Below are 20,937 nucleotides of genomic sequence, written 5' to 3' on the forward strand. Positions count from 1 at the left end.
GAGGGCGGATCTACGGCAGGGTGAGGATCTCCGCGCCGGTCTCCGTCACCACCAGTGTGTGCTCGAACTGGGCGGTCCGCTTGCGGTCCTTCGTCACGACCGTCCAGCCGTCGTCCCACATGTCGTAGTCGTACGACCCGAGCGTCAGCATCGGCTCGATCGTGAAGGTCATCCCGGTCTGGATCACGGTGGTGGCGTGCGGGGAGTCGTAGTGCGGGACGATCAGCCCGGAGTGGAACGACGAGTTGATCCCGTGCCCCGTGAAGTCACGCACGACCCCGTACCCGAACCGCTTCGCGTACGACTCGATGACCCGCCCGATGATGTTGATCTGCCGCCCCGGCCTGACAGCCTTGATGGCCCGCGCGAGCGACTCCCGGGTCCGCTCGACGAGCAGACGCGACTCCTCGTCCACGTCGCCCACCAGGTAGGTGGCGTTGTTGTCGCCGTGCACGCCGCCGATGTACGCCGTCACGTCCAGGTTGACGATGTCGCCGTCGTTCAGCACGGTCGAGTCGGGGATGCCGTGACAGATGACCTCGTTGACCGAGGTGCACAGCGACTTGGGGAAGCCGCGGTAGCCGAGCGTCGAGGGGTACGCGCCGTGGTCGCACATGTACTCGTGCGCGACTCGGTCCAGCTCGTCCGTGGTCACCCCGGGGGCGATGTGCTTCGCCGCCTCGGCCATGGCCCGCGCCGCGATCCGCCCGGCGAGCCGCATGGCCTCCACGGTCTCGGGCGTCTGCACCTCCGGCCCGGTGTACGGAGTCGGGGCGGGCTTGCCCACGTACTCGGGTCGGCGGATGTTTCCCGGGACGGGGCGGGTGGGGGAGAGCTTCCCCGGTGCGAGCAGCGACTGGCCAGACATGCGAGCGAGTTTAACCAGCGGTGGTGGGGGACCATGTCGGTGGCGGATCGGTGATGACGGGTGAAAGGAACTCAGGCCATGCCCCTGTTCAAACGACGCACGGTCGGCAAACCCGGCGAATGGTTCTACTGCCTGGAGCACAAGAAGGTAGAAGAGGGCCCTGACTGCCCCGGCAAGGACCGCATGGGCCCCTACGCCTCCCGCCAGGACGCCACCCGGGCGATGGAGACGGCCCAGGAACGCAACGCGGAATGGGAATCGGACCCCCGCTGGCACGACACCCCCCCAGACCCCCACACCAACTGACCCACTCCCTCCCGCCCACCCGCCCACCCATGAGTCCCGGGTGACAAGCACAGGTCTCGAACGGGGGTGCGCCGCCGTCGGCGACTGCGGGTGCAGGGGGAGGGGGTCTGGAGGGAGGGTGCCGGGAGGGAGACGGCCCCGGAGCGGGGGCGTGGGGAGGGGGCCCGGGGGCGGGAGCGTGGGGAGCCCGGGAGAGGGGGCTCGGGAGGGAGGAGAGGGGAGGGGACCGCGGAGGGGCCCGACCCGGCGGAGCCACGCCCCGCAGCCGCCGACGATGACGGCCCCCACGGGAAACCCGCACCTGTCACTTGACAGCCACGGGCGGTGCGGGTGGGAAAGGATCCGGCGGAGCCACGGTCCGCAGCCGCCAGCGGAGATTGGCGCACGCGGGAGTGCCGCACTTGTCGCTAGGCAGCCACGGGCGGTGCGGGCGGGAAAGGATCCGGCGGAGCCACGGTCCGCAGCCGCCAGCGGAGATTGGCGCCCACGGGAGTGCCGCACTTGTCGCTAGGCAGCCACGGGCGGTGCGGGCGGGAAAGGATCCGGCGGAGCCACGGTCCGCAGCCGCCATCGGGGACCGGCCCCCACAGGAGTGCCGCACTTGTCACCCGGGAGTCACGGGCGGTGCGGGCGGGAAAAGGGACCGGCCGAGCCACGCTCCGCAGCCGCCATCGGGGACCGGCCCTCACGGCGAGTGCCATGACATTCCGCTCGGCCCGGACCAGTTCGCGGTGAGCATCCGCCAACGCCGCGTCGCGGGTGCGTCGAGGAGACCACCGTCGCGCCCGCCGGCCGGCCGGGAGAGGGTGACGCCCGCCGCGCGGGCGTGAAGGTGCTGCCGGTGATTACCCAGTGCTGGCAGATATATTTCGTAGCTCGATATATGCTCGACGCATGACCAGACAGAATCCGCCCTTGACGGAACCGCAGTACTTCATCCTTGCTGCACTCATGGATGGTCCGTTGCACGGTTACGGCATCATCAAGGCTGCCGAGCAGGCCACCGACGGGCGACTCCGGATCGCTGTCGGCACTCTCTACGGCGCGCTGGAGCGGATGGAGCGGGCCGGGCTGGTGGCCGCCGGCCATGAGGAGATCGTGGACGGGCGGGCGCGGCGCTACTACCGGCTCACCGAGGACGGCACCGAGGCGCTCGGCCGCGAGGCGCTGCGGATGCAGCAGGCGGCGGCCGTCGTCATCGGACGCTCGCGGGATGCCGGAGCGGCCCCGGCATGAATCGTCTGCTGCTCGCGGTCTATCCCGAGCCCTACCGTTCCCGGCAGGGAGAGGAGGTGCTGGCCTGCCTGTCCGAGGCGTATCCCGGCCGCTCCTGGCCCCCGCCGCGGGAAGTCGCCGCCCTGGTGCGCGCCGGGGTGCGGGCCCGCGCCCGTGCCGTCGTCGACGACACGGCCCGGCCGTGGTGGCTGGACGGCATCCATCTGGCCGCCCTGGCCCTCGCCGCGCTGGCGCTGGTTCCGTACTTGCAGGACGTGTGGCACTGGGCACTGCGCATCGACCCCGGACAGCACGCCATCGCCTTCCGCTTCTCCGGCTGGTACCCGTGGGCCGAAGGTCCCACGCGGATACGGCTGCTGCCCTACGGCCTGCTCCCGCTGGGCTGCCTGATCGCTCTGCTGCGTGGCAGACCGTGGATCGCGCTGCCGGCCGCGGCAGCCATGATCTGGGCCGGCGCCACGTCCCACGGCCGCACCGTCTTCGGCGACGAGGGCAAGGCGGGCCTGAGCTACTACGGTCTCGGCGCTCCGATAACGGCCCGTGACCTGGTGCTGTCGGGGGCACTGTGCGCCGCGTGTGCCGTGCTGGCGCTCTGCCGTCCCAGCCGTCTGCGACGCCGCTCGTACCGCTGGCTGGCCCCCGTCGTGCTCGCCATGTTCATGGCTGGGAGCCTGCACATCATCTACGTCAGTCCGGCTTTCCAGCGCGGCCTGTTCGTCCTCGAAGTCGCCGCGCTGCTCGCCGCGTGGGCGGCGACGGCGGCCACCGGCGACCACCGGTGGCTGATCCCCGTCGCGGCGGTCGCGATCGTCCGCACGCAGGCGATCGTCGTCCGTCCGGACGCGTTCATGCAGTCCTTTCCGGACCTGGTCGTCCTCATCCTGCTTGTCGCACCCCTCCCCGCCCTGGCGATCGCCGCCCAGCGCCGACAGGGGCAGGCACTCGCCGAATAGGAGCGGACCCCCGGTGGGCCGGCCGAGCCCGGCGGCCCACGTCGTGCCGCAAGACATGCGTGCGTGACCGACTCCCCAACGGAAGAAACAGAGCCATGACTCAGCACGATTCTCCGTCCCTGCCCGCGTACCGTCCGGGGGCCTCAAGGCAGGCCCCCGAGGCACCCGCGGCTCCCGAAGACCCCAGCCCGTCGCGTACGACACGGCCGTGGATGCCGGCTCTGCTGTACACCCTGGGGTTCCTGACGGTCTACCTGCTCGCCATCTGCACCCCGTGGGGGCAACGAGCTGAGAACGTCTGGTTCTATCTCGGTGAACAGGGCGGCGAAGAAGCATGGATCTACCCCCTGTCAGGAGCGGCCTACGGCTCGACGCCCCTGCCGCCGATGGAATTGAGTGCCAAGCCCACCGTGATGGTGGGCCTGGCCGTCATCGTGGTCCTCACCCTGGTGCGGCGGTGCTGGCGGCAGGGGTGCGCGGCGCTCGGGGTCGTCATTCTCACGGCCGGAGGCAAGGAGGTGCTCAAATCGACCATCCTGCCCCGCCCCGATCTGGTGGGCGCGCCGGAGAATCTCCTCGATCAGGGTTTCCCCAGCGGGCACACGGCCATCCCCGCCGCGCTGACCCTCGCCGCCGTCCTCGTGGTTTCTCCCCGCGTCCGCCCCTACGTCGCCACGGTCGGTGTGCTGTGGCTCGCCTGCATCGCCGCCGCCAGCGCGACCATGGGCGGCCACCGGCCCAGCGAAGTGCTGGGAGCCGCACTGTTGGCCTGTGCCTGTTACGGCCTCGCGACCTGGCTGCTGCCGCCGGCCGCCGCGCCGGGCGCCACGTGGAGCCCCCGTGCGCTGCCCGTCATCACCCTGACGCTGGCCTTGGCCGTCGCCCTCGTCTCCGGCGCACGGAACGACACCCTCACAAGGTCACTGGTCTCCGCGGCGGCGGGCTTCATATGCGCGTCCCTGGTCTGGTACGCCGCAGTCGGGCGGCCCGCACGCGCCGCACGCCGCACACGCCCCGCGCTGGGCTGACCACCCGGCCGGCTCCGGACGGGAACCGGCGCGTCCTGGCAAAGCGGCGGTCCGACGCCACCGCCCAGTCGTCGAAGTCGTCGACGCCCGAGCGGGGACGCGCTCCCGCCCGGCGTGTCCTCCCGTAGTCCGGTCAACAGGCCGGTGTCGCCCGGCGCGGCAACCGGACGGCCAGAATGATCAGTGGCTGGACGAGTGCAGGCCCGGGAGATCGACGATGACGAGGGCCGGCGACTGCTGCGGATCATCCGCAGGGGCACCGGGTCGGTGGTGACCTGGCGGCGGGCCCAGATGGTTCTGCCGTCCGGGAAGAAGGACCGGCGGAGCCACGGTCCGCAGAGGCCGTCACGGGCCCGCCCCCCGGGAGACCCGTCACGGGCCCGCCCCCCGGGAGACCCGTCACGGGCCCGCCCCCACGGGAGACCCGCACCTGTCAGCCCGGAGTGCCCGGCGGGCCGGGTGGGACAACCCCCCGCCGCTCCCGCAACCGCACCGCATGCTCATTCGTCCGCACGTCATAAGACATCAACCCCGGCAGACACAGCGCCAGCACCCCCACCGCCCCGACACACAGCACCCCACCACCCCACACGGACGCCCGCACAGACGTCCACGCCGCCATGCCCCCCGCCCGCACCTGCCCCAACTGAGGCCCCACGGAATACGACAGCAACTCGATCCCCGCCAGCCGCCCCCGCAACTCATCCGGAATGGTCTGATTCCACATCGCGGCCCGAAAAATCCCGCTCACCATGTCGAACGCACCCCCCAGCACCAGAAACGCCAGCACCAGCCACACATCCCGCACCAACCCGGCCGCCATCACCGACAGCCCCCACAACGCCGCCGCCAGCACCACCATCCGCCCATGCCGATGCACCCGCGACGCCCACCCACTCGTCAACGTCACCAGCAACGACCCCGCCGGCAACGCCGCGTACATCAGCCCGAGCGCCCACTCGGCGTCCAACTCGTCCGCGAGAAACGGCAGCAGGGCCAACGGCATCGCCAGAAACATCGCGGCGAGATCGACGGCGTACGTACCGAGCAGCTCCTTACGGCTCCACGCATACCGCGCCCCCTCCGCGATGGACCGCAACGACGGCTTCGCGGCCTCGTGCGACGCGGGTGAGGGGGCGAGCCCCACGGCCAGTACGACGGACGCCACGAACGTCGCGAGGTCCGCCGCGTACGCCCAGCCGAGCCCCGCGTAGGCCACGACGACCCCCGCCAAGGCCGGCGCGGCGACCCCGCCCACCGTCCACCGCAACGAGTTGAGCGAGGCGGCGGCCGGCAGATGCTCGTGCGGGACGATCCGGGGAACGATCGAGTCCAGGGCCGGCCGCTGGACCGCGACGAGCGCGGACGACAGCGCGGCCACCAGGTACAAGGGCCACACCAACGGCTCCGGCAGCAACGCGTTCACCAGCAGCCCGGCGCACAGCACCCCCTGCCCGACCTCGCTCCACAGGATCAGCGCCCGCTTGTCCAGGGCATCGGCGAGGGCCCCGCCGTACAGCCCGAACACGATCAACGGTACGAGTTCGACGGCGCCGATCGCCCCGACCGCCACCACCGACCCGGTCAGCTCCTTCATCTGCACCGGCAGCGCCACGAACGTCAGAAAGCTCCCGAAGTTCGTGATCAGCCCCGCCACCCACAACCGCCGAAAGTCCACGGACACCCGCCAGGGCGCGAGATCGGGCAACAGCGCACCGAGCCGCGAGGCCGAAGCCGAAGAAGCCGAAGCCGAGGAAGGCGAAGCCGAAGAAGGCGCAGGCGCAGGCGCAGGCGAAGGCACAGACGAAGTGGCCGAAGGCGAATGAGACGAAGGGGAAGCAGCCGCGGAGTCCACACCGGCATCATCGGAAGCAGTCACGACGGCCCATGCTCAACCGCCCACACCCCCACAGCAACCACTTTTCCCCCGCCCCGCACCACCTCACCTCACCCCGGTAGTTACGGCCCGCCCTGCCGGAGGCGGCCCACCGGAGCGAGTCGGGCGGGCGGGTGGGCGGAGAAGGCTCACCACCGCGTGGGAGGCGGCGACGTCACAAGGTCGGCCAGCCGGGACAGACGGTCACGGAGGCCGCGGCGCCCTCGCGGGGCGGGCAGCGCGCTCTCCCCGACGGCCGCGCTCACCAGGTGCTGCACCGTGTCGAGGTCGACCTCGGGTTCGGCGGGCGCCGCCAACGCCTCGTGGGCCAGCGCGTCCAGCTCCCGGTCCCCGGTGTCCAGCGCGAGCACCGTCGCCCCGGCCCGCCGCGCGTCGTGCACCCGCTCCAGCAGGGCGGCGCCCGGCGCGGAGGGCGCCACGACGAGCAGGGTCTCGCCCCGCCGGGCCGCCGACACCCGGCCGAGCCCCACCGAGAGGTGCGCCGGATCCGAGGGGCGCGCGCGGTGCCGTACGAGTGTGGGGGAGAGCTCCGGCGTACCGGACCAGGCCGCCTCGTCGACGAGGTGTGCCGCGAGATGCCAGGGCTCGTACTCGGCCGTACCCACGAGCAGCAGCCCACCGCCGTACGACACCACGGACCCCCGCAGGGCCCCCGCGAACCGCCGCGTGGCCCCCAGCCACTCGGTCCCGGCGAGCACCTCACGCAACAACGCGACCCGTACGGCATCCATGCGCCCGCATCCTGCCGCAACCGGTCACTCGTGACCCGGTGTTCACCCGGAATTAGCCCGAGCCGGGCACGCACGCCGCACCGACGGAACCGAACCGCACCCCCCACGAGGAGCCGCATCCCACGACGACCGCACCCCGCAACAACCCACCCACCCCGCCACAACACCCCCCACCCCAGGAGCCCCAGTGACCCTCACACCCGAGACCAGCACCCCCTTCCGCGCCGGCCGCGAGGGCTACGCCAGTTTCCGGATCCCGGCGGTCGTCGTCACCGCCTCCGGCGACCTGCTCGCCTTCTGCGAGGGACGGGTCGGCGGCCGGGAGGACTTCGGGAACATCGACATCGTGGTGAAGCGGTCGACGGACGGCGGCCGGACCTGGGGCCCCCTCCAGGTCGCGGCCAAGAACGGCGACTCCCTCGCGGGCAACCCCGCCCCCGTCGTCCTCGACACCGGCCGGATCCTCCTGGTCCACGTCCGCAACGCCGCCGACGCCACCGAGGACGCCATCCGCCGGGGCACCGTGAGCGCGGCGGACGGCCGCCGGGTCTGGGTGCAGCACAGCGACGACGAGGGGGCGACCTGGTCGGGCCCCAGGGAGATCACCGCACAGACCAAGAAGCCCGAGTGGCGCTGGTACGCCACCACCCCCGGCCACGCGCTCCAGCTCGCCACCGGCCGCGTCGTCGTCCCCGCCAACCACTCCCTCCCGCCCGCCGGCGCGGACAACGGCACGGAGGGCAAGTACAACGGCGGTCACTGTCTGCTGAGCGACGACGCGGGCGCCACCTGGCGCATCGGCTACGTCGACGACAACACCGACGGCTACATCAACGCCAACGAGACCACCGCCACCGAACTCCCCGACGGCCGCGTCTACTTCAACACCCGCAACGACTCCCCGGCCCCCGGCACCCGCGCCGACGCGTACTCGGCGGACGGCGGTGAGACCCTCGCCAAACCCTTCCGGCCGCAGGCGGGCATCGTCGGCCCGGTCGTCGAGGGCAGCGTCCTCCAGCTCCGCGACCCCGACCTGCTCCTCTACTCCGGCCCCGCCGACCCCGGCTTCCGCGCCCTGATGACCCTCCGGGCCAGCACCGACCACGGCGTCACCTGGCACCCCGTCCACACCGTCGACGGCCTGCCCGCCGCGTACTCCGACCTCGTACGCGTCGACGCGGACACCGTCGGACTGCTCTACGAGACGGGCGACTTCAGCGCGTACGAGACGCTCACGTTCCGGCGGATCCCGGTCGAGGGCCTCACCTGACCGCCGGCTGCCCCGGGGCCGGACGTAAAGTCGGCCCATGACCTCTACTGACAGTGCACAGCAGCCCGCCGCGAACACTCCCACGAAGGCCCCGGCCAAGGACCCCTGGGACCTGCCGGACGTGTCGGGGCTCGTCGTCGGCGTGCTCGGCGGCACCGGGCCGCAGGGCAAGGGCCTCGCGTACCGGCTCGCCAAGGCCGGCCAGAAGGTGATCATCGGGTCGCGGGCCGCCGAGCGTGCGCAGGGTGTCGCCGAGGAGCTCGGACACGGCGTCGAGGGCGCCGACAACGCCGAGACCGCCCGCCGCAGCGACATCGTGATCGTCGCCGTACCGTGGGACGGGCACGGCAAGACCCTCGAATCGCTGCGCGAGGAACTGGCCGGCAAGCTCGTCGTCGACTGCGTCAACCCGCTCGGCTTCGACAAGAAGGGCGCCTACGCGCTGAAGCCGGAGGAGGGCAGCGCCGCCGAGCAGGCCGCCGCCCTGCTGCCGGACTCGCGTGTCACCGCCGCCTTCCACCACCTCTCCGCCGTCCTCCTCGAAGACCCGGAGATCGAGGAGATCGACACGGATGTGATGGTCCTCGGCGAGGAGCGGGCCGACGTCGAGATCGTGCAGGCGCTGGCCGGCCGTATCCCCGGTATGCGCGGCATCTTCGCCGGCCGGCTGCGCAACGCCCACCAGGTCGAGTCCCTGGTCGCCAACCTGATCTCCGTCAACCGCCGCTACAAGGCCCACGCGGGCATCCGCCTGACGGACGTGTAGGGCGAGCCACCTACGCGCACGGGCATGGGGGACACTGGAGGCCGTACCACCCCGTCCGACCGCCCTCCCAGGAGCCGACCCCCATGCCCCGCCTCGCCGTCTACGCCCTCATCGTCTGTCTCCTCGCGATCACCGCGGCCGTGGTCTCCTTCAGCCGCGGCAGCTGGCTGGGTGTGGTGTGGGTGCTGATGGCCGGTCTGTCGTCCAACATGACCTGGTACTACGTGCGCAAGGCCAAGGTGGAGCGCCGGGAGGTCACATCCCGGTGAGGCAGATGTCGCTGTCCTCGCGCCAGAAGCGGTAGAGCCAGTAGCCGCAGTCGGAGAGCTGGTCCTCGATCCCCAGGCCGCGCGTGAACGCGTCGATCACGTCCCAGAACACGCCGTTCACCGCCGGGATCCACAGCACCGCGAAGACGAGCAGCAGACCGAAGGGCGCCAGCGGCTCCACCTGGCGGCGGATCTTGTACGACAGCCAGGGCTCGATGACGCCGTAGCCGTCCAGGCCGGGCACCGGCAGGAAGTTCAGGATCGCCGCCGTGACCTGGAGCATCGCGAGGAACGCGAGGGCGAAGAGGAAGGCCTTCGGCACACCGTCCGTGACGCCCAGCCAGAAGGGCGCGGTGCAGACGGCCGCGAACAGGACGTTCGTCAGCGGGCCCGCCGCCGAGATCAGACTGTGCTTCCAGCGGCCCCGGATACTGCTCCGCTCGATGAACACCGCGCCACCGGGCAGACCGATACCGCCCATGATCACGAAGACGACGGGCAGCACGATGCTGAGCAGGGCGTGCGTGTACTTCAGCGGATTGAGGGTGAGATAGCCCTTGGCGCCGATGGAGATGTCGCCGCTGTGCAGGGCGGTGCGGGCGTGGGCGTACTCGTGCAGACACAGCGAGACGATCCACGCCGAGGTCACGAAGAGGAAGACGGCCAGCCCGGGCTGCTCGGCGAACCCGGTCCAGGTGGCCCATCCGGTGACCGCCATGACGGCCACGATCCCCACGAAGACGGGGCTGATCCTCCGGTCGCTCCGGCGGGACGTGGCGGTGGTCATGGGGCTCCTAGGACGCTCGGCGGAAGGTCGATCACTCGATCGGACTGCCCGACGGTACCGGGCGTATGCCGAAAACGTCTCGCGATCCTCTCCTGGTTCCTAGGAAGGTGGGGTTCTCAGGAAGGTGGGGTTCTCAGGAAGGCGGGGGACGAACGGTCGACGGCGTACGGAGCGTCCGACTCGACGTGCCGGATCGATGTACCGGACACCCGAATCCCAACCCGAACCCGAAACCCGACAGAGACAATGGATCCCGTGCGCTACCGCATCCTCGGCACCACCCAGGCCCTGCAGACCGACGGCACCCCCGTCCCCGTCGGGGGCGCCCGGCTGCGCGCCCTGCTGACTGTGCTCGCGCTGCGGCCGGGGCGTACGGTGCCCGCGCCCGCACTTGTCGACGAGGTGTGGGCCGACGATCCACCGGCCGACGCCCCGGCCGCGCTACAGGCCCTGGTCGGCCGGCTGCGCCGGACCCTGGGCCCGGACGCGGTCGAATCGCTCAACGGCGGGTATCGCCTCGCGGCGGCCCCGGACGACATCGATCTGCACCGTTTCGAACGCCTCGCGGACGAGGGCGCCCGGGCGCTCGCCGACGGCGAGCCGGCCAGGGCCGCCGGTCTCCTCGACGACGCGCTCGCCCTCTGGCAGGGCCCGCCGCTGGCCGACCTCCCCGACCGCGCCGCCGAGGCCGCCCGCCGGGAGGCCCGCCACCTCGACGCCCACCGCGCCCGCCTCACCGCCGCCCTGGCCCTCGGCCACCCCGACTCCGCCCTCCCCGACCTCACCGCCCTCTGCGACACCCACCCCCTCGACGAGCCCCTCCAGGCCCTCCGCCTCAGAGCCCTACGCGACACCGGCCGTACGGCAGAGGCCCTGGTCGCGTACGAAGAGGTACGCCGCCTCCTCTCGGACCGCCTGGGCACCAGCCCGGGCCCGACCCTGCGCACCCTGCACGAGGAACTCCTGCGACCCGACGACCCCGCGCCTCGTCAGGGGCGCGGGGAACGGCGCGAGAACCCCCACCGACCCCGCACCGCCCCACCCACCCAGGGGGTCGAAGGGGCGCAGCCCCTTGAGGACGGGACGGGTAGGGGCGGCGGGGGCGAAAAACCGGGTCGGTACCCCCACCCCACCCGCCCCCCGGGCAACCTCCGAGCCCGCCTCACCTCCTTCGTGGGCCGCGACTCGGACATGGACACCATCCGCGACGACCTCACCACCACCCGCCTGGTCACCCTCCTGGGCCCCGGCGGCGCGGGCAAGACCCGCCTCTCCCAGGAGGCCGGCGAGGCGGTCGCCGACGCCATGCCGGACGGCGTCTGGCTCGCCGAACTCGCCCCCGTCGACGACCCGGCGAACGTCCCGGAGGCGATCCTCACCGCCCTGGGCGCCCGCGAGACCGTCCTGAGAGGCGCCGGCGCCGAGGAGATGCGCGTCGCGGCCGACCGCCAGGACGACCCCCTGGCCCGCCTCGCCGAACACTGCGCCAGACGCCGCATGCTGCTGATCCTCGACAACTGCGAACACGTCGTCGACGCCGCCGCCCACCTCGTCGACCAGCTCCTCCAGCGCTGCCCGTCGCTGACCGTACTCGCGACCAGCCGCGAACCCCTCGGCGTACCGGGGGAGTTGGTGCGCCCCGTGGAACCCCTGACGGAACCGCACGCGCTGCGCCTGCTCGCCGACCGGGGAGCGTCCGCCCGCCCCGGCTTCACCGTCGCCGACGACCCGGAGGCCGCCGCCGAGATCTGCCGCCGCCTCGACGGCCTCCCCCTCGCCATCGAGCTGGCGGCGGCCCGGCTAAGAATGTTGACGCTCCGTCAGATCGCCGACCGCCTGGACGACCGCTTCCGGCTGCTCACCTCCGGCAGCCGTACCCTCCTGCCCCGGCAGCAGACCCTGCGCGCGGTCGTCGACTGGTCCTGGGAGCTGCTCGACGAGGACGAACGGTACGTCCTGCGGCGGCTGTCGGTGTTCGCCGGCGGCTGCGACCTGGCCGCCGCCGAGGCCGTCTGCGGCCCCGCCGCCCTGGAGGCGCTCGGCTCGCTCGTCGACAAGTCCCTCGTCGTGGCGGCCCCTTCGACGAGCACGAGCACGAGCACGAGCACGAATACGAGCACGAGCACGAATACGAGTACGAGCGCAGGCGCGAGCGCGGGCACCGGTCGGGGTTCGGGCGGCGGGGAGATGCGCTACCGCCTCCTGGAGACCGTCGTCGAGTACGCCGGCGAGCGCCTCGACGAGACGGGCACCCGCCCCGCCGCCGAACGCGCGCACCTCACGTACTACCGCGAACTCGCCCGTGCCACAGACCCGTTGCTGCGCGGGTCCGGACAGCGCGCCGCGATCGAGCTGCTGGAGCTGGAGTACGAGAACATCCGCACCGCCCTCCGGCGCACCGTCGCCGAGCGGGACGAGCAGGAGGCGCTCTGTCTGACGCTGTCGCTGTGCTGGTACTGGCAGATGCGCGATCTGAAGACCGAGGCCCGGTACTGGTCCGCCCAGGTCAAGGAGCTCGGCCCGGACCCCTTCACCGCACCCGCCCGCCCCGTCCCGGACCTTCGGGAACGCGCCGTCGACAACCCGCCGCCGATGAGCCCGGACGTCCTCGACGAGGCCCGGCGCGGGGTGCATCTCGTCCATCTGGCCTGTATGGACATGGAGTTGCCCGCCTGGGAGACACCCGAGAGCCAGGAGAAGCTGCGGGTCATCAGCGCGACCTACCGCCCGGGCCAGCCGCAGACCTGCCGCTTCCCCGGCTTCATGTGGTTCTACGCCGTCCTGCTGACCGGTGACATGGACCGGCTGCGCGCCATCCTCGACTCCAACATCGACACCTGCCGCGCACTCGGCTTCACCTGGGAGCTGGCGCAGACCCTGCAGATGCGGGCCAACATCCTCGCCAACCGCGGCGACTGGGCGGGCGACGCCATCCCGGACGCCGACGAGTCGCTGGAGATCTTCGACCGGCTCGGGGACGCCTGGGGTGCCGCCGAGGCGCTCTCGGCACGCGGCGAGTCCCTGGAACGCCGGGGCGAGTTCGCGCTCGCCGCCGCCGACTTCGAGCGGGCCATCGAGTACGCCGAACGGCTCGGCGCCAACGCCCAGTTGGGGATCCTCGGCGTCCGGCTCGGCAGTGTGTACATCGAGGGCGGCGACGCGGAGCGCGGCGAGAAGATGCTGTTCGACATGTTGGAGACCGGGCGCCGCGCCGCCCGCGAGGCGGTGCCCGCCGCCCGTCTCTTCCTCGCGGTCCGCCTCGGCCGTACCGGGCGCCCGGCCGAGGCCCGGGAGCAACTCGCCCTGCTGCGTGAGGACTTCCACGCCGCCAACTTCGTGCTCTTCGCCGGGTTCGTCCTCGGTGTCGAGGGCTGGCTGGCGGCGCTGGACGGACACCACGAGGAGGCGCTGCGGCTGATGCGCCAGGCCCTGGAGCGGAGCCTGGACCAGCTGTCGCGGATGGTCGCGCCCCATCTGCCCGCCCTCCACTTCGTGACCGCCGCCATCTCCGTCGCGGGGGCCGACGGCGGCGCCCGCGCCCTCGACGCGGCCCGCCTCCTCGGCGCCGCCGACGCGCTGCTGCCGCCCGGCCACTTCTCCAGCCCGATGGAGGTCGAGACCCGCGCCAAGGCCGAGACCGTGATCCGGGCCCTGCTGGACGACGCGGCGTACGAGAGCGCGTACGCCGAGGGCGGCGCCCTCACCCCGGAGGAGGCCGCCGCCCTGGTCTGACCGGGTCAGCCACTCAGCGCTTCGTCTGCCACTCAGCTCTTCGTCGTCTGCTCAGCTCCTCGGCTCAGGGCTTTGTCTCAGCTCTTCGTCTTGAACTTGTGGATCGCGATCGGCGCCATCACCGCCGTCAGACCCACCGACCAGCAGAGCGTGACGATCAGGTCATGGGCGATCGGCCCGCCGGTCATCAGCCCGCGTGCGGCGTCCGCGAGGGCCGACAGCGGGTTGTAGTCGGTGAAGGACTGCAGCCAGCCCGGCATGGACTGGGTCGGCGCGAAGATCGACGAGCCGAACTGCAGCGGGAACAGCACCAGGAAGCCCATCGCCTGCACGGACTGCGCGTTCTTCATCGTCACGCCCAGTACCAGGAAGATCCACATCAGGGACGAGCCGAAGACGACCGACAGTCCCACCGCGCCGAACAGCCCCGGCCAGCTGGTGATGTCGAAGCCGATGAGGACACCGACGGTCAGCAGGATGGTCGTGGCGACCAGCATGCGCAGCAGCTCGACGGAGATCTTCGCGAGCAGCACCGAGGACCGGCCGATGGGCAGGGACCGGAAGCGGTCCATGACACCCTTCTGGAAGTCCTCGTTGAAGCCCGTGCCGACGCCCATGGCGATGTTCATGCCCATCATCGCCATCAGCCCCGGCACCACGTACTGCACGTACTGCTCCTGGCCGCCGCCCAGCGCCTGCCCGATGGAGCCGCCGAAGACGTACACGAAGAGCAGGGTGAACACGATCGGCATGAGCACCGCGTCGAACATCGACTCGGGGTCCTGCCGGATCCACAGCAGATTGCGCCGGACGAGCGCGCCGGTGTGCCGGGCATGGGCCCGCAGCCCGATCCGCCCGTCGGCCTCGACGGTCTCCCGCGTCGTGGGAACGGTGGTGGCGGCGCTCATACGGCGACCTCTTCATAGGCGGGGGACGGGGTGGTGTCCTGCGACGCGCCGGCCTTGTGGCCGGTGAGGGACAGGAACACCTCGTCCAGGCTGGGCAGTTCGGTGCTGATCGAGGCGATGGTGACGCCGCGCGCGGTGATCGCGCCGACGACGGCGGTCAGTTGCTCGTCGCTGAGGATCGGCACGAGGAGGGTGCCGGTCTCGGGGTCCACGGTGGTCGTGGCGAGCCCGGTGATGCCCAGGCCGTCCAACTCCCCGGCCAGCGGCCGCAGATGCGTCGGATCGGCCGGCCGGACCCGGAGCGTACGCCCGCCGACCTGGGCCTTCAGCTCCTCGATCCGGCCGCCCGCGATCACCTTTCCCTTGTCGATCACGGTCAGTTCGGTGGCGAGCTGCTCGGCCTCCTCCATGTACTGCGTGGTCAGCAGCACGGTCACACCGTCGCCGACCATGCGCTTCACCTCGGTCCACACCTCGTTCCGCGTCCGCGGGTCCAGGCCGGTCGTCGGCTCGTCCAGGTACAGCACGGCCGGGCTGCCGATCATGGACGCGGCCAGGTCGAGGCGCCGCCGCATACCGCCGGAGTACGTCGCCGCCGGGCGCCCGGCGGCCTCGGTCAGCGAGAACCGCTCCAGCAGACCGGTGGCCCGGCTCTTCGCCTCCTTCCGGGGCAGGTCGAGCAGCCGGCCGATCATGTACAGGTTCTCGAAGCCGGACAGCTTCTCGTCCACGGACGCGTACTGCCCCGTCAGCCCGATCACCCTGCGCAACTGCCGCGGCTGCCGTACGACGTCGTATCCGGCCACGGTCGCGTGCCCCGCGTCGGGCGTGATCAGCGTGGACAGGCACCGCACGAGCGTCGTCTTGCCCGCCCCGTTCGGCCCGAGCACCCCCATCACCGTGCCCTCACGCACATCGAGGTCGACACCGTCCAGCGCCCTGGTCTCCCCGTAATGCTTGACCAGCCCCCGCACGGTGACAGCGCCCTTCGCGCCGCTGGCTTCCTTGTCGATTCGTGTCATGCGAACGACGATCCCAGCCCCCACCGACAAACCACCGACAGCGCACCTACACGTCCGACAGCCCACCGACACGCGTCAGGGGGTGGGGGTTCGGTTCGTCGGCGGGTGCGGGTGAGTGGGGCTTCTCGCGCAGTTCCCCGCGCCCCTAAAAGCTTCCGACCCCTGCGGGCCTGAAAGACCACGACCCCGCCGGCCTGAAAGGTGGCGGGGCTGCGGGGTGAAAGGTGGCGGGGCTGCGGGGTGAAAAGCACGGGGCGCAGCCCCTGCTTTCCAGGGGCGCGGGGAACTGCGCGAGCAACCACGACGCACCCGCGCCCGCCGACGAACCGAACGCCCACCCCCTCCCGCGCCCCACAGACAAGGCCGCAGCCCGCCGACGGGGGAAGATCGGCGGGCTGCAGGGGGTACCGCAGTGGCTCAAGGGGCCCTCGGCCCTAGTGGACGGAGTGCTCCTCCGCCGGGAACGTCCCGCCCACCACGTCCTCCGCGAACGCCTTCGCCGCGTCACCCATGACCGCGCGCAGATCGGCGTACTGCTTGACGAACTTCGGCATCCGCCCCCCGGTCAGCCCGAGCATGTCGGTCCAGACGAGGACCTGCGCGTCGGTCTCGGGGCCCGCGCCGATGCCGACCGTCGGGATGTGCAGCACCCGGGTGACCTCGGCCGCCAGCTCCGCAGGGACCAGCTCCAGGACGACCGCGAAGGCGCCCGCGTCCTGGACGGCCTTGGCGTCGCGCAGCAGCTGCTGGGCGGCCTCCTCGCCCCGGCCCTGGACGCGGTAGCCCATCGCGTTGACGGACTGCGGGGTGAGGCCGATGTGGGCCATGACGGGGATACCGGACTCGACCAGCAGCTCGATCTGGCGGTGGGACCGCTCGCCGCCCTCCAGCTTGACCGCGCCGACCCCGGCCTCCTTGACCAGCCGGGTCGCCGAGCGCAGCGCCTGCGTCGGGCCCTCCTGGTAGGAGCCGAAGGGCAGGTCGCCGACGATCAGGGCGCGGCTGGTGCCCCGTACGACGGCCGCGGAGAGCATGGTCATCTCGTCGAGGGTGACGGGCACCGTCGACTCGTAGCCGAGGTGGCAGTTGCCCGCGGAGTCGCCGACGAGCATGACCGGGATGCCGGCCTCGTCGAAGACGGACGCGGTCATCGCGTCGTACGCGGTGAGCATGGGCCACTTCTCGCCGCGCTCCTTGGCGAGGGCGATGTCCCGGACGGTGATACGGCGTGTGCCCTTGCCCCCGTACAGCGCCTTGCTGCCGTCGGAGGGCTTCACCTGGGCATTCGCCTGGGCAGCCGAAAGCTGTGTCATCGCTACAGCTCCTTCATGTCATCTCGAGGCACCCTTACGGCGTCCCCGGACCGCTTCCATGGTGGCACCTCGGGCAGGGGAGGGCCAGGGCGGGTGCGTGTGACGGTTCAGGCACCCGGCGGACGCTCGGCAGGCGCGACGCACACGTAAGAGCCGGGTAAAGGATTGACTAGGATTTACGATACGAGACGGTCCCGTATCGAAATAGGTCTAGGCTCGACGTCATGACTACCGCAGTCCCTGACGACTCCCGCCCCCGCATACCGGCGGCGGTGCACCGGCGCCGCTGGGTGATTCTCGGTGTGCTGATGCTGAGCCTGCTGATCGTGGTGCTCGACAACTCGATCCTCAATGTCGCCATCAAGACGATCTCCACGCCGGAGCCCACCGGCCTCGGCGCCACCCAGAGCGAGCTGGAGTGGGCGATCAACGCCTACACCCTCGTCTTCGCGGGGCTGCTCTTCTCCGCGGGCCTGCTCGGCGACCGCCTCGGCCGCAAGAAGGTGCTGCTCGGCGGACTCGTCGTCTTCGGCGTCGGCTCGGCCCTGGCCGCCCTGTCGGGCTCCCCGGCCGAGCTGATCGTCTTCCGTGCCGTCATGGGCTTCGGTGCCGCCTTCGTGATGCCCGCGACCCTCGCCGTCCTGATGAACGTCTTCGAGCGCGACGAACAGCCGAAGGCCATCGGCATCTGGGCGGGCGGCGTCGGCCTGGCCATCGCCATCGGCCCGATCACCGGCGGTGTCCTCCTCGACCACTTCTGGTGGGGCTCGGTCTTCCTGGTCAACGTGCCGATCGTCGCCCTCGCGCTCGGCCTGATGGTGTGGCTGGTCCCCGACTCCCGCGATCCGAACCCCGGACGCATCGACCCCGTCGGCGTGCTCCTCTCCGTCGTCGGCCTCGTGCTGCTCGTCTACGGCATCATCCGCGGCGGCCAGCTCGCCGACTTCACCGTTGTCACGGTCCTCGGCACCATCGCGGCCGGCCTCGCGGTCCTCGCCGCCTTCGTCGTCTTCGAGAAGCGCAGCGACCATCCGTCCATCGACATCTCGTTCTTCAGGAACAAGGTGTTCTCCACCGCCATCGGCGTCATCGGCGTGGTCTTCTTCGCGCTGATGGGCGTGACCTTCTTCTCCGTCTTCTACACCCAGACCGTACGCGGCTACTCCCCGCTCCAGACCGGCCTGCTGATGCTGCCGCTGGCCGTCGCGCAGCTCGTCTTCGCACCGCGCGCCCGCCTCGTCGTGGACCGCTTCGGCAACAGCGCGGTGTGCACGGCGGGCATGACGCTGATCGCCGGGATGCTGGCCGCGTTCGCCGTGCTGGACGCGGACACGCCGATCTGGATCCTCGAAGTGATCTTCTTCTTCATGGGCGTGGGCATGGCGCACGTGATGACCCCGCTGAGCGTCGTCATCATGCAGGCCCTGCCCCGTGAGAAGGCCGGCTCCGCGTCCGCGCTCAGCAACACCTTCCGCCAGGTCGGCGGCGCCCTCGGTATCGCCGTCCTCGGCTCGGTGCTGTCCACCGCCTACCGCGGCGGCATCGAGGACGAGCTGCCCGCCGGCGCCCCGCACGCCGCCGCCGAGTCCATCGAGGCCACCCTCTCGCTCGCCGCCCGCCTCGGCGACCGGGGCGAGGCACTGGTCGGCCCGGCCCACGACGCCTTCCTGCACGCCATGCACGTGACCGCCCTGTGCGGCGCAGGCATCGCCCTGACCGGCGCCGTGGCCATGGCGGTGTTCCTGCCGGGACGGACGAAGGGCGGCCAAGGGGGCAAGGAAGAGCCGGAGTTGGTGACCGCCGACCACTGACGGAGAATCAACCGGTCCACGAGAGAGACGGAGTCGACCTTGAGCCTCGCCGAGAGCCACCCCGGAGACGGGCGGGTCCGGGACCGGAGCCCCGTGCGCGGGCGCCCCCGCAGCGAGGCCGTGGAGCGATCCATCGTCGAGGGTGTGATGAGACTCCTCGAAGAGGGCGTGCCGCTCTCGGAGGTGTCGATCGAACGGGTCGCCCGCACCGCCGGCGTCGGCAAGGCGACCATCTACCGCCGCTGGAGCGGCAAGGAGGCCCTCTTCGTCGACGTCCTGCGCGCCGCCGAACCCCCGGACCCCGTACTGCCCGGCACCTCGATGCGCGACGACCTCGTCGTCCTCATGGAGGCGGCCCGCAGGCGCGGACTGCTCAACCGGCCCTCGGCGATCCTGCACAACGTCATCGCCCAGATGAAGAGCAGCCCCAAGATCTGGGACGCCTACCACGCGGACGTCGTCGCCCCCCGCCGCCGGGTCCTCGCCGAAGTCCTGCGCCGGGGCCGGGACAACGGCGAACTCCGCGCCGACGTGGACATCGACCTCGCCGGCGATCTGGTCTTCGGCCCCATGCTCGTCCGCACCGTCATGCGCCCGGACGCCTCCCTCCCCGAGGATCTCGCGGAGAACATCGTCGACATGGTGCTCGAAGGGCTGCGCCCTCCTGCGAAGTGAGTCACAGCCACGGGCGCGTGCAATGTGCGCGTTTCGCTACAGACCGCGTGACGTGTCCGCCGGTTCGGAACCCCGAACAGGGGGTTGTCCGTCCTTGTGCCCATGGGACCGCGATGCGACGGCGGGAACGACGGCGATCATCCCCTAGGGTCTTTAGTCGCGGGGAAGAAGTGCACGGCGGGCAGTGAGGCGACGGTATGGCGCAGGCGTACATGACGGAGACGGGCGGCGGCGGCACGGGCCAGGACCGCGAACAATCCCGGCTCCGGCGCCTGCTGGGCCGCCTCTTCGGCGGCTGGAGAGGTGACCGGCGGATCTGGCGGCGCGGCATCGTCCTCGCCGTACTCGCGGTCCTCGTCGCCCTGGTGATGGTGCTGCACGCCCAGGTCCCCAACGCCGTGGGCAACCTCGGCAGTCTGACCGAGACGTTCCTGCCCTGGCTGGGCATCGCGATCCCGCTGCTGCTGATCCTCGCGCTCGTCCGTAGGTCGGCGACCGCGCTCATCGCGCTCCTGGTGCCCACGATCGTCTGGGTGAACACCTTCGGCGGGCTCGTCACCAGCAAGAGCGGCAGCGGCGGCGACTTCACGGTCGTCACCCACAACGTCAACGCGGACAACGCCGATCCGTCCGGCACGGCCCGCGAGGTCGCCGCCTCCGGCGCGGACGTGGTGGCCCTGGAGGAGCTGACCGAGTCCGCGCTGCCGGTGTACGAGAAGGCGCTGGCGGCGACGTACAAGTACCACGAGGTCGTCGGCACCGTCGGCATGTGGAGCAAGTACCGGATGAGCGACACCAAGCCCGTCGACATCAAGCTCGGCTGGGAGCGCGCGATGCGGTCGACGGTGGCGGCGCCGGACGGACCGGTCGCCGTGTACGTCGCCCATCTGCCCTCGGTACGGGTGAAGCTGGAGGCCGGGTTCACCGCCCGCCAGCGCGACAAGAGCGCCAACGCCCTCGGTGAGGCCATCGCCGACGAGCCGATCCAGCAGGTCGCCCTCCTCGGCGACCTCAACGGCACCATGAACGACCGCGCCCTGAACGCCGTCACCGCCCAGATGCGCTCCACCCAGGGCGCGGCGGGCAGCGGCTTCGGCTTCAGCTGGCCCGCGGCGTTCCCGATGGCCCGTATCGACCAGATCATGGTCCGGGGCATGGAGCCGACGGCGTCATGGACCCTGCCGCAGACCGGCAGCGACCATCTGCCGGTGGCGGCACGGGTCACGATCGACACGTCGGGGAACTGACGGCACGGGTGACGATCGACACGTCGGGAACCTGACGGCGCTGGTGGGGTGGTCGCGGGGGCCGCGAGAAGGGGCGGGGGAATAGGCCCCGGTTCGGGTTTGTTCCGGCAGTGAACAT

18 protein-coding genes are annotated in these 20,937 nt (G+C 71.4%); 11 read left to right on the top strand and 7 right to left on the bottom strand.

Features of this window, described 5'->3' with window-relative positions; all coding sequences use genetic code 11:
* Positions 1-10 precede the first annotated feature (10 nt).
* On the bottom strand, positions 11-868 hold the full coding sequence (map, locus tag ABT147_RS24435) for a type I methionyl aminopeptidase (RefSeq protein ID WP_351409588.1): 858 nt from the start codon (positions 866-868) through the stop codon (positions 11-13).
* 78 nt (positions 869-946) lie between these two features.
* On the opposite strand from map, the gene ABT147_RS24440 reads away from it, so the two are divergent.
* The 4 genes from ABT147_RS24440 to ABT147_RS24455 all read left to right on the top strand — a co-directional run bounded on the left by ABT147_RS24440 (position 947) and on the right by ABT147_RS24455 (position 4,391).
* Positions 947-1,174 carry a hypothetical protein gene (locus ABT147_RS24440; RefSeq protein WP_351409590.1) on the top strand — a complete coding sequence of 76 codons (228 nt, stop codon included), beginning with the start codon at positions 947-949 and terminating at the stop codon, positions 1,172-1,174.
* 894 nt (positions 1,175-2,068) lie between these two features.
* Positions 2,069-2,410, top strand: coding sequence for a PadR family transcriptional regulator (locus ABT147_RS24445; protein WP_037689838.1), 342 nt, complete (start codon positions 2,069-2,071; stop codon positions 2,408-2,410).
* Complete coding sequence (locus tag ABT147_RS24450) at positions 2,407-3,363, top strand: hypothetical protein (protein ID WP_351409592.1); 957 nt, start codon at positions 2,407-2,409, stop codon at positions 3,361-3,363. Before ABT147_RS24445 ends, ABT147_RS24450 begins: the two co-directional genes overlap by 4 nt.
* Before the next feature lie 212 nt (positions 3,364-3,575).
* Positions 3,576-4,391, top strand: a complete 816-nt coding sequence (locus ABT147_RS24455; protein ID WP_351409594.1) for a phosphatase PAP2 family protein — start codon at positions 3,576-3,578, stop codon at positions 4,389-4,391.
* A 433-nt stretch (positions 4,392-4,824) separates the two neighbouring features.
* Here ABT147_RS24455 and ABT147_RS24460 read toward each other — a convergent pair whose 3' ends face one another.
* Positions 4,825-6,102, bottom strand: a complete 1,278-nt coding sequence (locus tag ABT147_RS24460) for an MFS transporter (protein WP_502983149.1) — start codon at positions 6,100-6,102, stop codon at positions 4,825-4,827.
* 314 nt (positions 6,103-6,416) lie between these two features.
* Positions 6,417-7,019, bottom strand: a complete 603-nt coding sequence (locus ABT147_RS24465; RefSeq protein ID WP_351409598.1) for a hypothetical protein — start codon at positions 7,017-7,019, stop codon at positions 6,417-6,419.
* Between the two features lie 187 nt (positions 7,020-7,206).
* Here ABT147_RS24465 and ABT147_RS24470 point away from each other — a divergent pair, with 187 nt between their 5' ends.
* The 3 genes from ABT147_RS24470 (at position 7,207) to ABT147_RS24480 (ending at position 9,324) form a co-directional block, all read left to right on the top strand.
* Positions 7,207-8,289: a sialidase family protein gene (locus ABT147_RS24470; protein ID WP_351409601.1), complete on the top strand. Its 1,083-nt coding sequence runs from the start codon at positions 7,207-7,209 to the stop codon at positions 8,287-8,289.
* 37 nt (positions 8,290-8,326) lie between these two features.
* Positions 8,327-9,055, top strand: coding sequence for an NADPH-dependent F420 reductase (gene npdG / locus ABT147_RS24475; RefSeq protein ID WP_351409603.1), 729 nt, complete (start codon positions 8,327-8,329; stop codon positions 9,053-9,055).
* Between the two features lie 83 nt (positions 9,056-9,138).
* Positions 9,139-9,324: a hypothetical protein gene (locus ABT147_RS24480; RefSeq protein ID WP_351409605.1), complete on the top strand. Its 186-nt coding sequence runs from the start codon at positions 9,139-9,141 to the stop codon at positions 9,322-9,324.
* On the opposite strand, the gene ABT147_RS24485 is transcribed toward ABT147_RS24480, so the two are convergent.
* Positions 9,311-10,111 (bottom strand): site-2 protease family protein, encoded by an 801-nt coding sequence (locus ABT147_RS24485; RefSeq protein WP_351409607.1) that lies wholly within the window; start codon positions 10,109-10,111, stop codon positions 9,311-9,313. The genes ABT147_RS24480 and ABT147_RS24485 overlap by 14 nt on opposite strands.
* A 246-nt stretch (positions 10,112-10,357) precedes the next feature.
* Between ABT147_RS24485 and ABT147_RS24490 the strand changes: the two genes are divergently transcribed.
* On the top strand, positions 10,358-13,843 hold the full coding sequence (locus tag ABT147_RS24490) for an AfsR/SARP family transcriptional regulator (protein ID WP_351409609.1): 3,486 nt from the start codon (positions 10,358-10,360) through the stop codon (positions 13,841-13,843).
* A gap of 77 nt (positions 13,844-13,920) precedes the next feature.
* On the opposite strand, the gene ABT147_RS24495 is transcribed toward ABT147_RS24490, so the two are convergent.
* The 3 genes from ABT147_RS24495 to panB all read right to left on the bottom strand — a co-directional run bounded on the left by ABT147_RS24495 (position 13,921) and on the right by panB (position 17,086).
* Entirely contained in the window at positions 13,921-14,751 is an 831-nt protein-coding gene (locus tag ABT147_RS24495) for an ABC transporter permease (protein ID WP_351409611.1), read from the bottom strand.
* Positions 14,748-15,773 (bottom strand): ATP-binding cassette domain-containing protein, encoded by a 1,026-nt coding sequence (locus tag ABT147_RS24500; RefSeq protein WP_351409613.1) that lies wholly within the window; start codon positions 15,771-15,773, stop codon positions 14,748-14,750. The genes ABT147_RS24495 and ABT147_RS24500 overlap by 4 nt, the downstream gene beginning before the upstream one ends.
* A 434-nt stretch (positions 15,774-16,207) precedes the next feature.
* Positions 16,208-17,086 carry a 3-methyl-2-oxobutanoate hydroxymethyltransferase gene (gene panB / locus ABT147_RS24505; protein WP_351409615.1) on the bottom strand — a complete coding sequence of 293 codons (879 nt, stop codon included), beginning with the start codon at positions 17,084-17,086 and terminating at the stop codon, positions 16,208-16,210.
* Positions 17,087-17,310: 224 nt separating this feature from the next.
* On the opposite strand from panB, the gene ABT147_RS24510 reads away from it, so the two are divergent.
* From ABT147_RS24510 to ABT147_RS24520, 3 genes are all read left to right on the top strand, one after another.
* On the top strand, positions 17,311-18,897 hold the full coding sequence (locus tag ABT147_RS24510) for an MFS transporter (RefSeq protein ID WP_351409617.1): 1,587 nt from the start codon (positions 17,311-17,313) through the stop codon (positions 18,895-18,897).
* A gap of 39 nt (positions 18,898-18,936) precedes the next feature.
* Positions 18,937-19,572: a TetR/AcrR family transcriptional regulator gene (locus ABT147_RS24515; protein WP_351409619.1), complete on the top strand. Its 636-nt coding sequence runs from the start codon at positions 18,937-18,939 to the stop codon at positions 19,570-19,572.
* Positions 19,573-19,769: 197 nt separating this feature from the next.
* The gene (locus ABT147_RS24520; RefSeq protein WP_351409621.1) at positions 19,770-20,819 is read left to right on the top strand and encodes an endonuclease/exonuclease/phosphatase family protein; all 1,050 of its coding nucleotides are present in this window, start codon (positions 19,770-19,772) and stop codon (positions 20,817-20,819) included.
* Positions 20,820-20,937 lie beyond the last annotated feature (118 nt).

Source organism: Streptomyces sp. NPDC001868, from assembly GCF_040297125.1.
GTDB lineage: Bacteria > Actinomycetota > Actinomycetes > Streptomycetales > Streptomycetaceae > Streptomyces.

Bases quoted from the DNA above. Each gene is read 5' to 3' on its own strand.
- ABT147_RS24490 (WP_351409609.1), top strand. From the start codon at position 10,358: ATGGATCCCGTGCGCTACCGCATCCTCGGCACCACCCAGGCCCTGCAG.
- ABT147_RS24480 (WP_351409605.1), top strand. From the start codon at position 9,139: ATGCCCCGCCTCGCCGTCTACGCCCTCATCGTCTGTCTCCTCGCGATC.
- ABT147_RS24455 (WP_351409594.1), top strand. From the start codon at position 3,576: ATGCCGGCTCTGCTGTACACCCTGGGGTTCCTGACGGTCTACCTGCTC.
- ABT147_RS24485 (WP_351409607.1), bottom strand. From the start codon at position 10,111: ATGACCACCGCCACGTCCCGCCGGAGCGACCGGAGGATCAGCCCCGTC.
- ABT147_RS24500 (WP_351409613.1), bottom strand. From the start codon at position 15,773: ATGACACGAATCGACAAGGAAGCCAGCGGCGCGAAGGGCGCTGTCACC.
- ABT147_RS24440 (WP_351409590.1), top strand. From the start codon at position 947: ATGCCCCTGTTCAAACGACGCACGGTCGGCAAACCCGGCGAATGGTTC.
- ABT147_RS24495 (WP_351409611.1), bottom strand. From the start codon at position 14,751: ATGAGCGCCGCCACCACCGTTCCCACGACGCGGGAGACCGTCGAGGCC.
- ABT147_RS24510 (WP_351409617.1), top strand. From the start codon at position 17,311: ATGACTACCGCAGTCCCTGACGACTCCCGCCCCCGCATACCGGCGGCG.
- npdG (WP_351409603.1), top strand. From the start codon at position 8,327: ATGACCTCTACTGACAGTGCACAGCAGCCCGCCGCGAACACTCCCACG.
- map (WP_351409588.1), bottom strand. From the start codon at position 868: ATGTCTGGCCAGTCGCTGCTCGCACCGGGGAAGCTCTCCCCCACCCGC.
- ABT147_RS24445 (WP_037689838.1), top strand. From the start codon at position 2,069: ATGACCAGACAGAATCCGCCCTTGACGGAACCGCAGTACTTCATCCTT.
- ABT147_RS24520 (WP_351409621.1), top strand. From the start codon at position 19,770: ATGGCGCAGGCGTACATGACGGAGACGGGCGGCGGCGGCACGGGCCAG.
- ABT147_RS24450 (WP_351409592.1), top strand. From the start codon at position 2,407: ATGAATCGTCTGCTGCTCGCGGTCTATCCCGAGCCCTACCGTTCCCGG.
- ABT147_RS24465 (WP_351409598.1), bottom strand. From the start codon at position 7,019: ATGGATGCCGTACGGGTCGCGTTGTTGCGTGAGGTGCTCGCCGGGACC.
- panB (WP_351409615.1), bottom strand. From the start codon at position 17,086: ATGACACAGCTTTCGGCTGCCCAGGCGAATGCCCAGGTGAAGCCCTCC.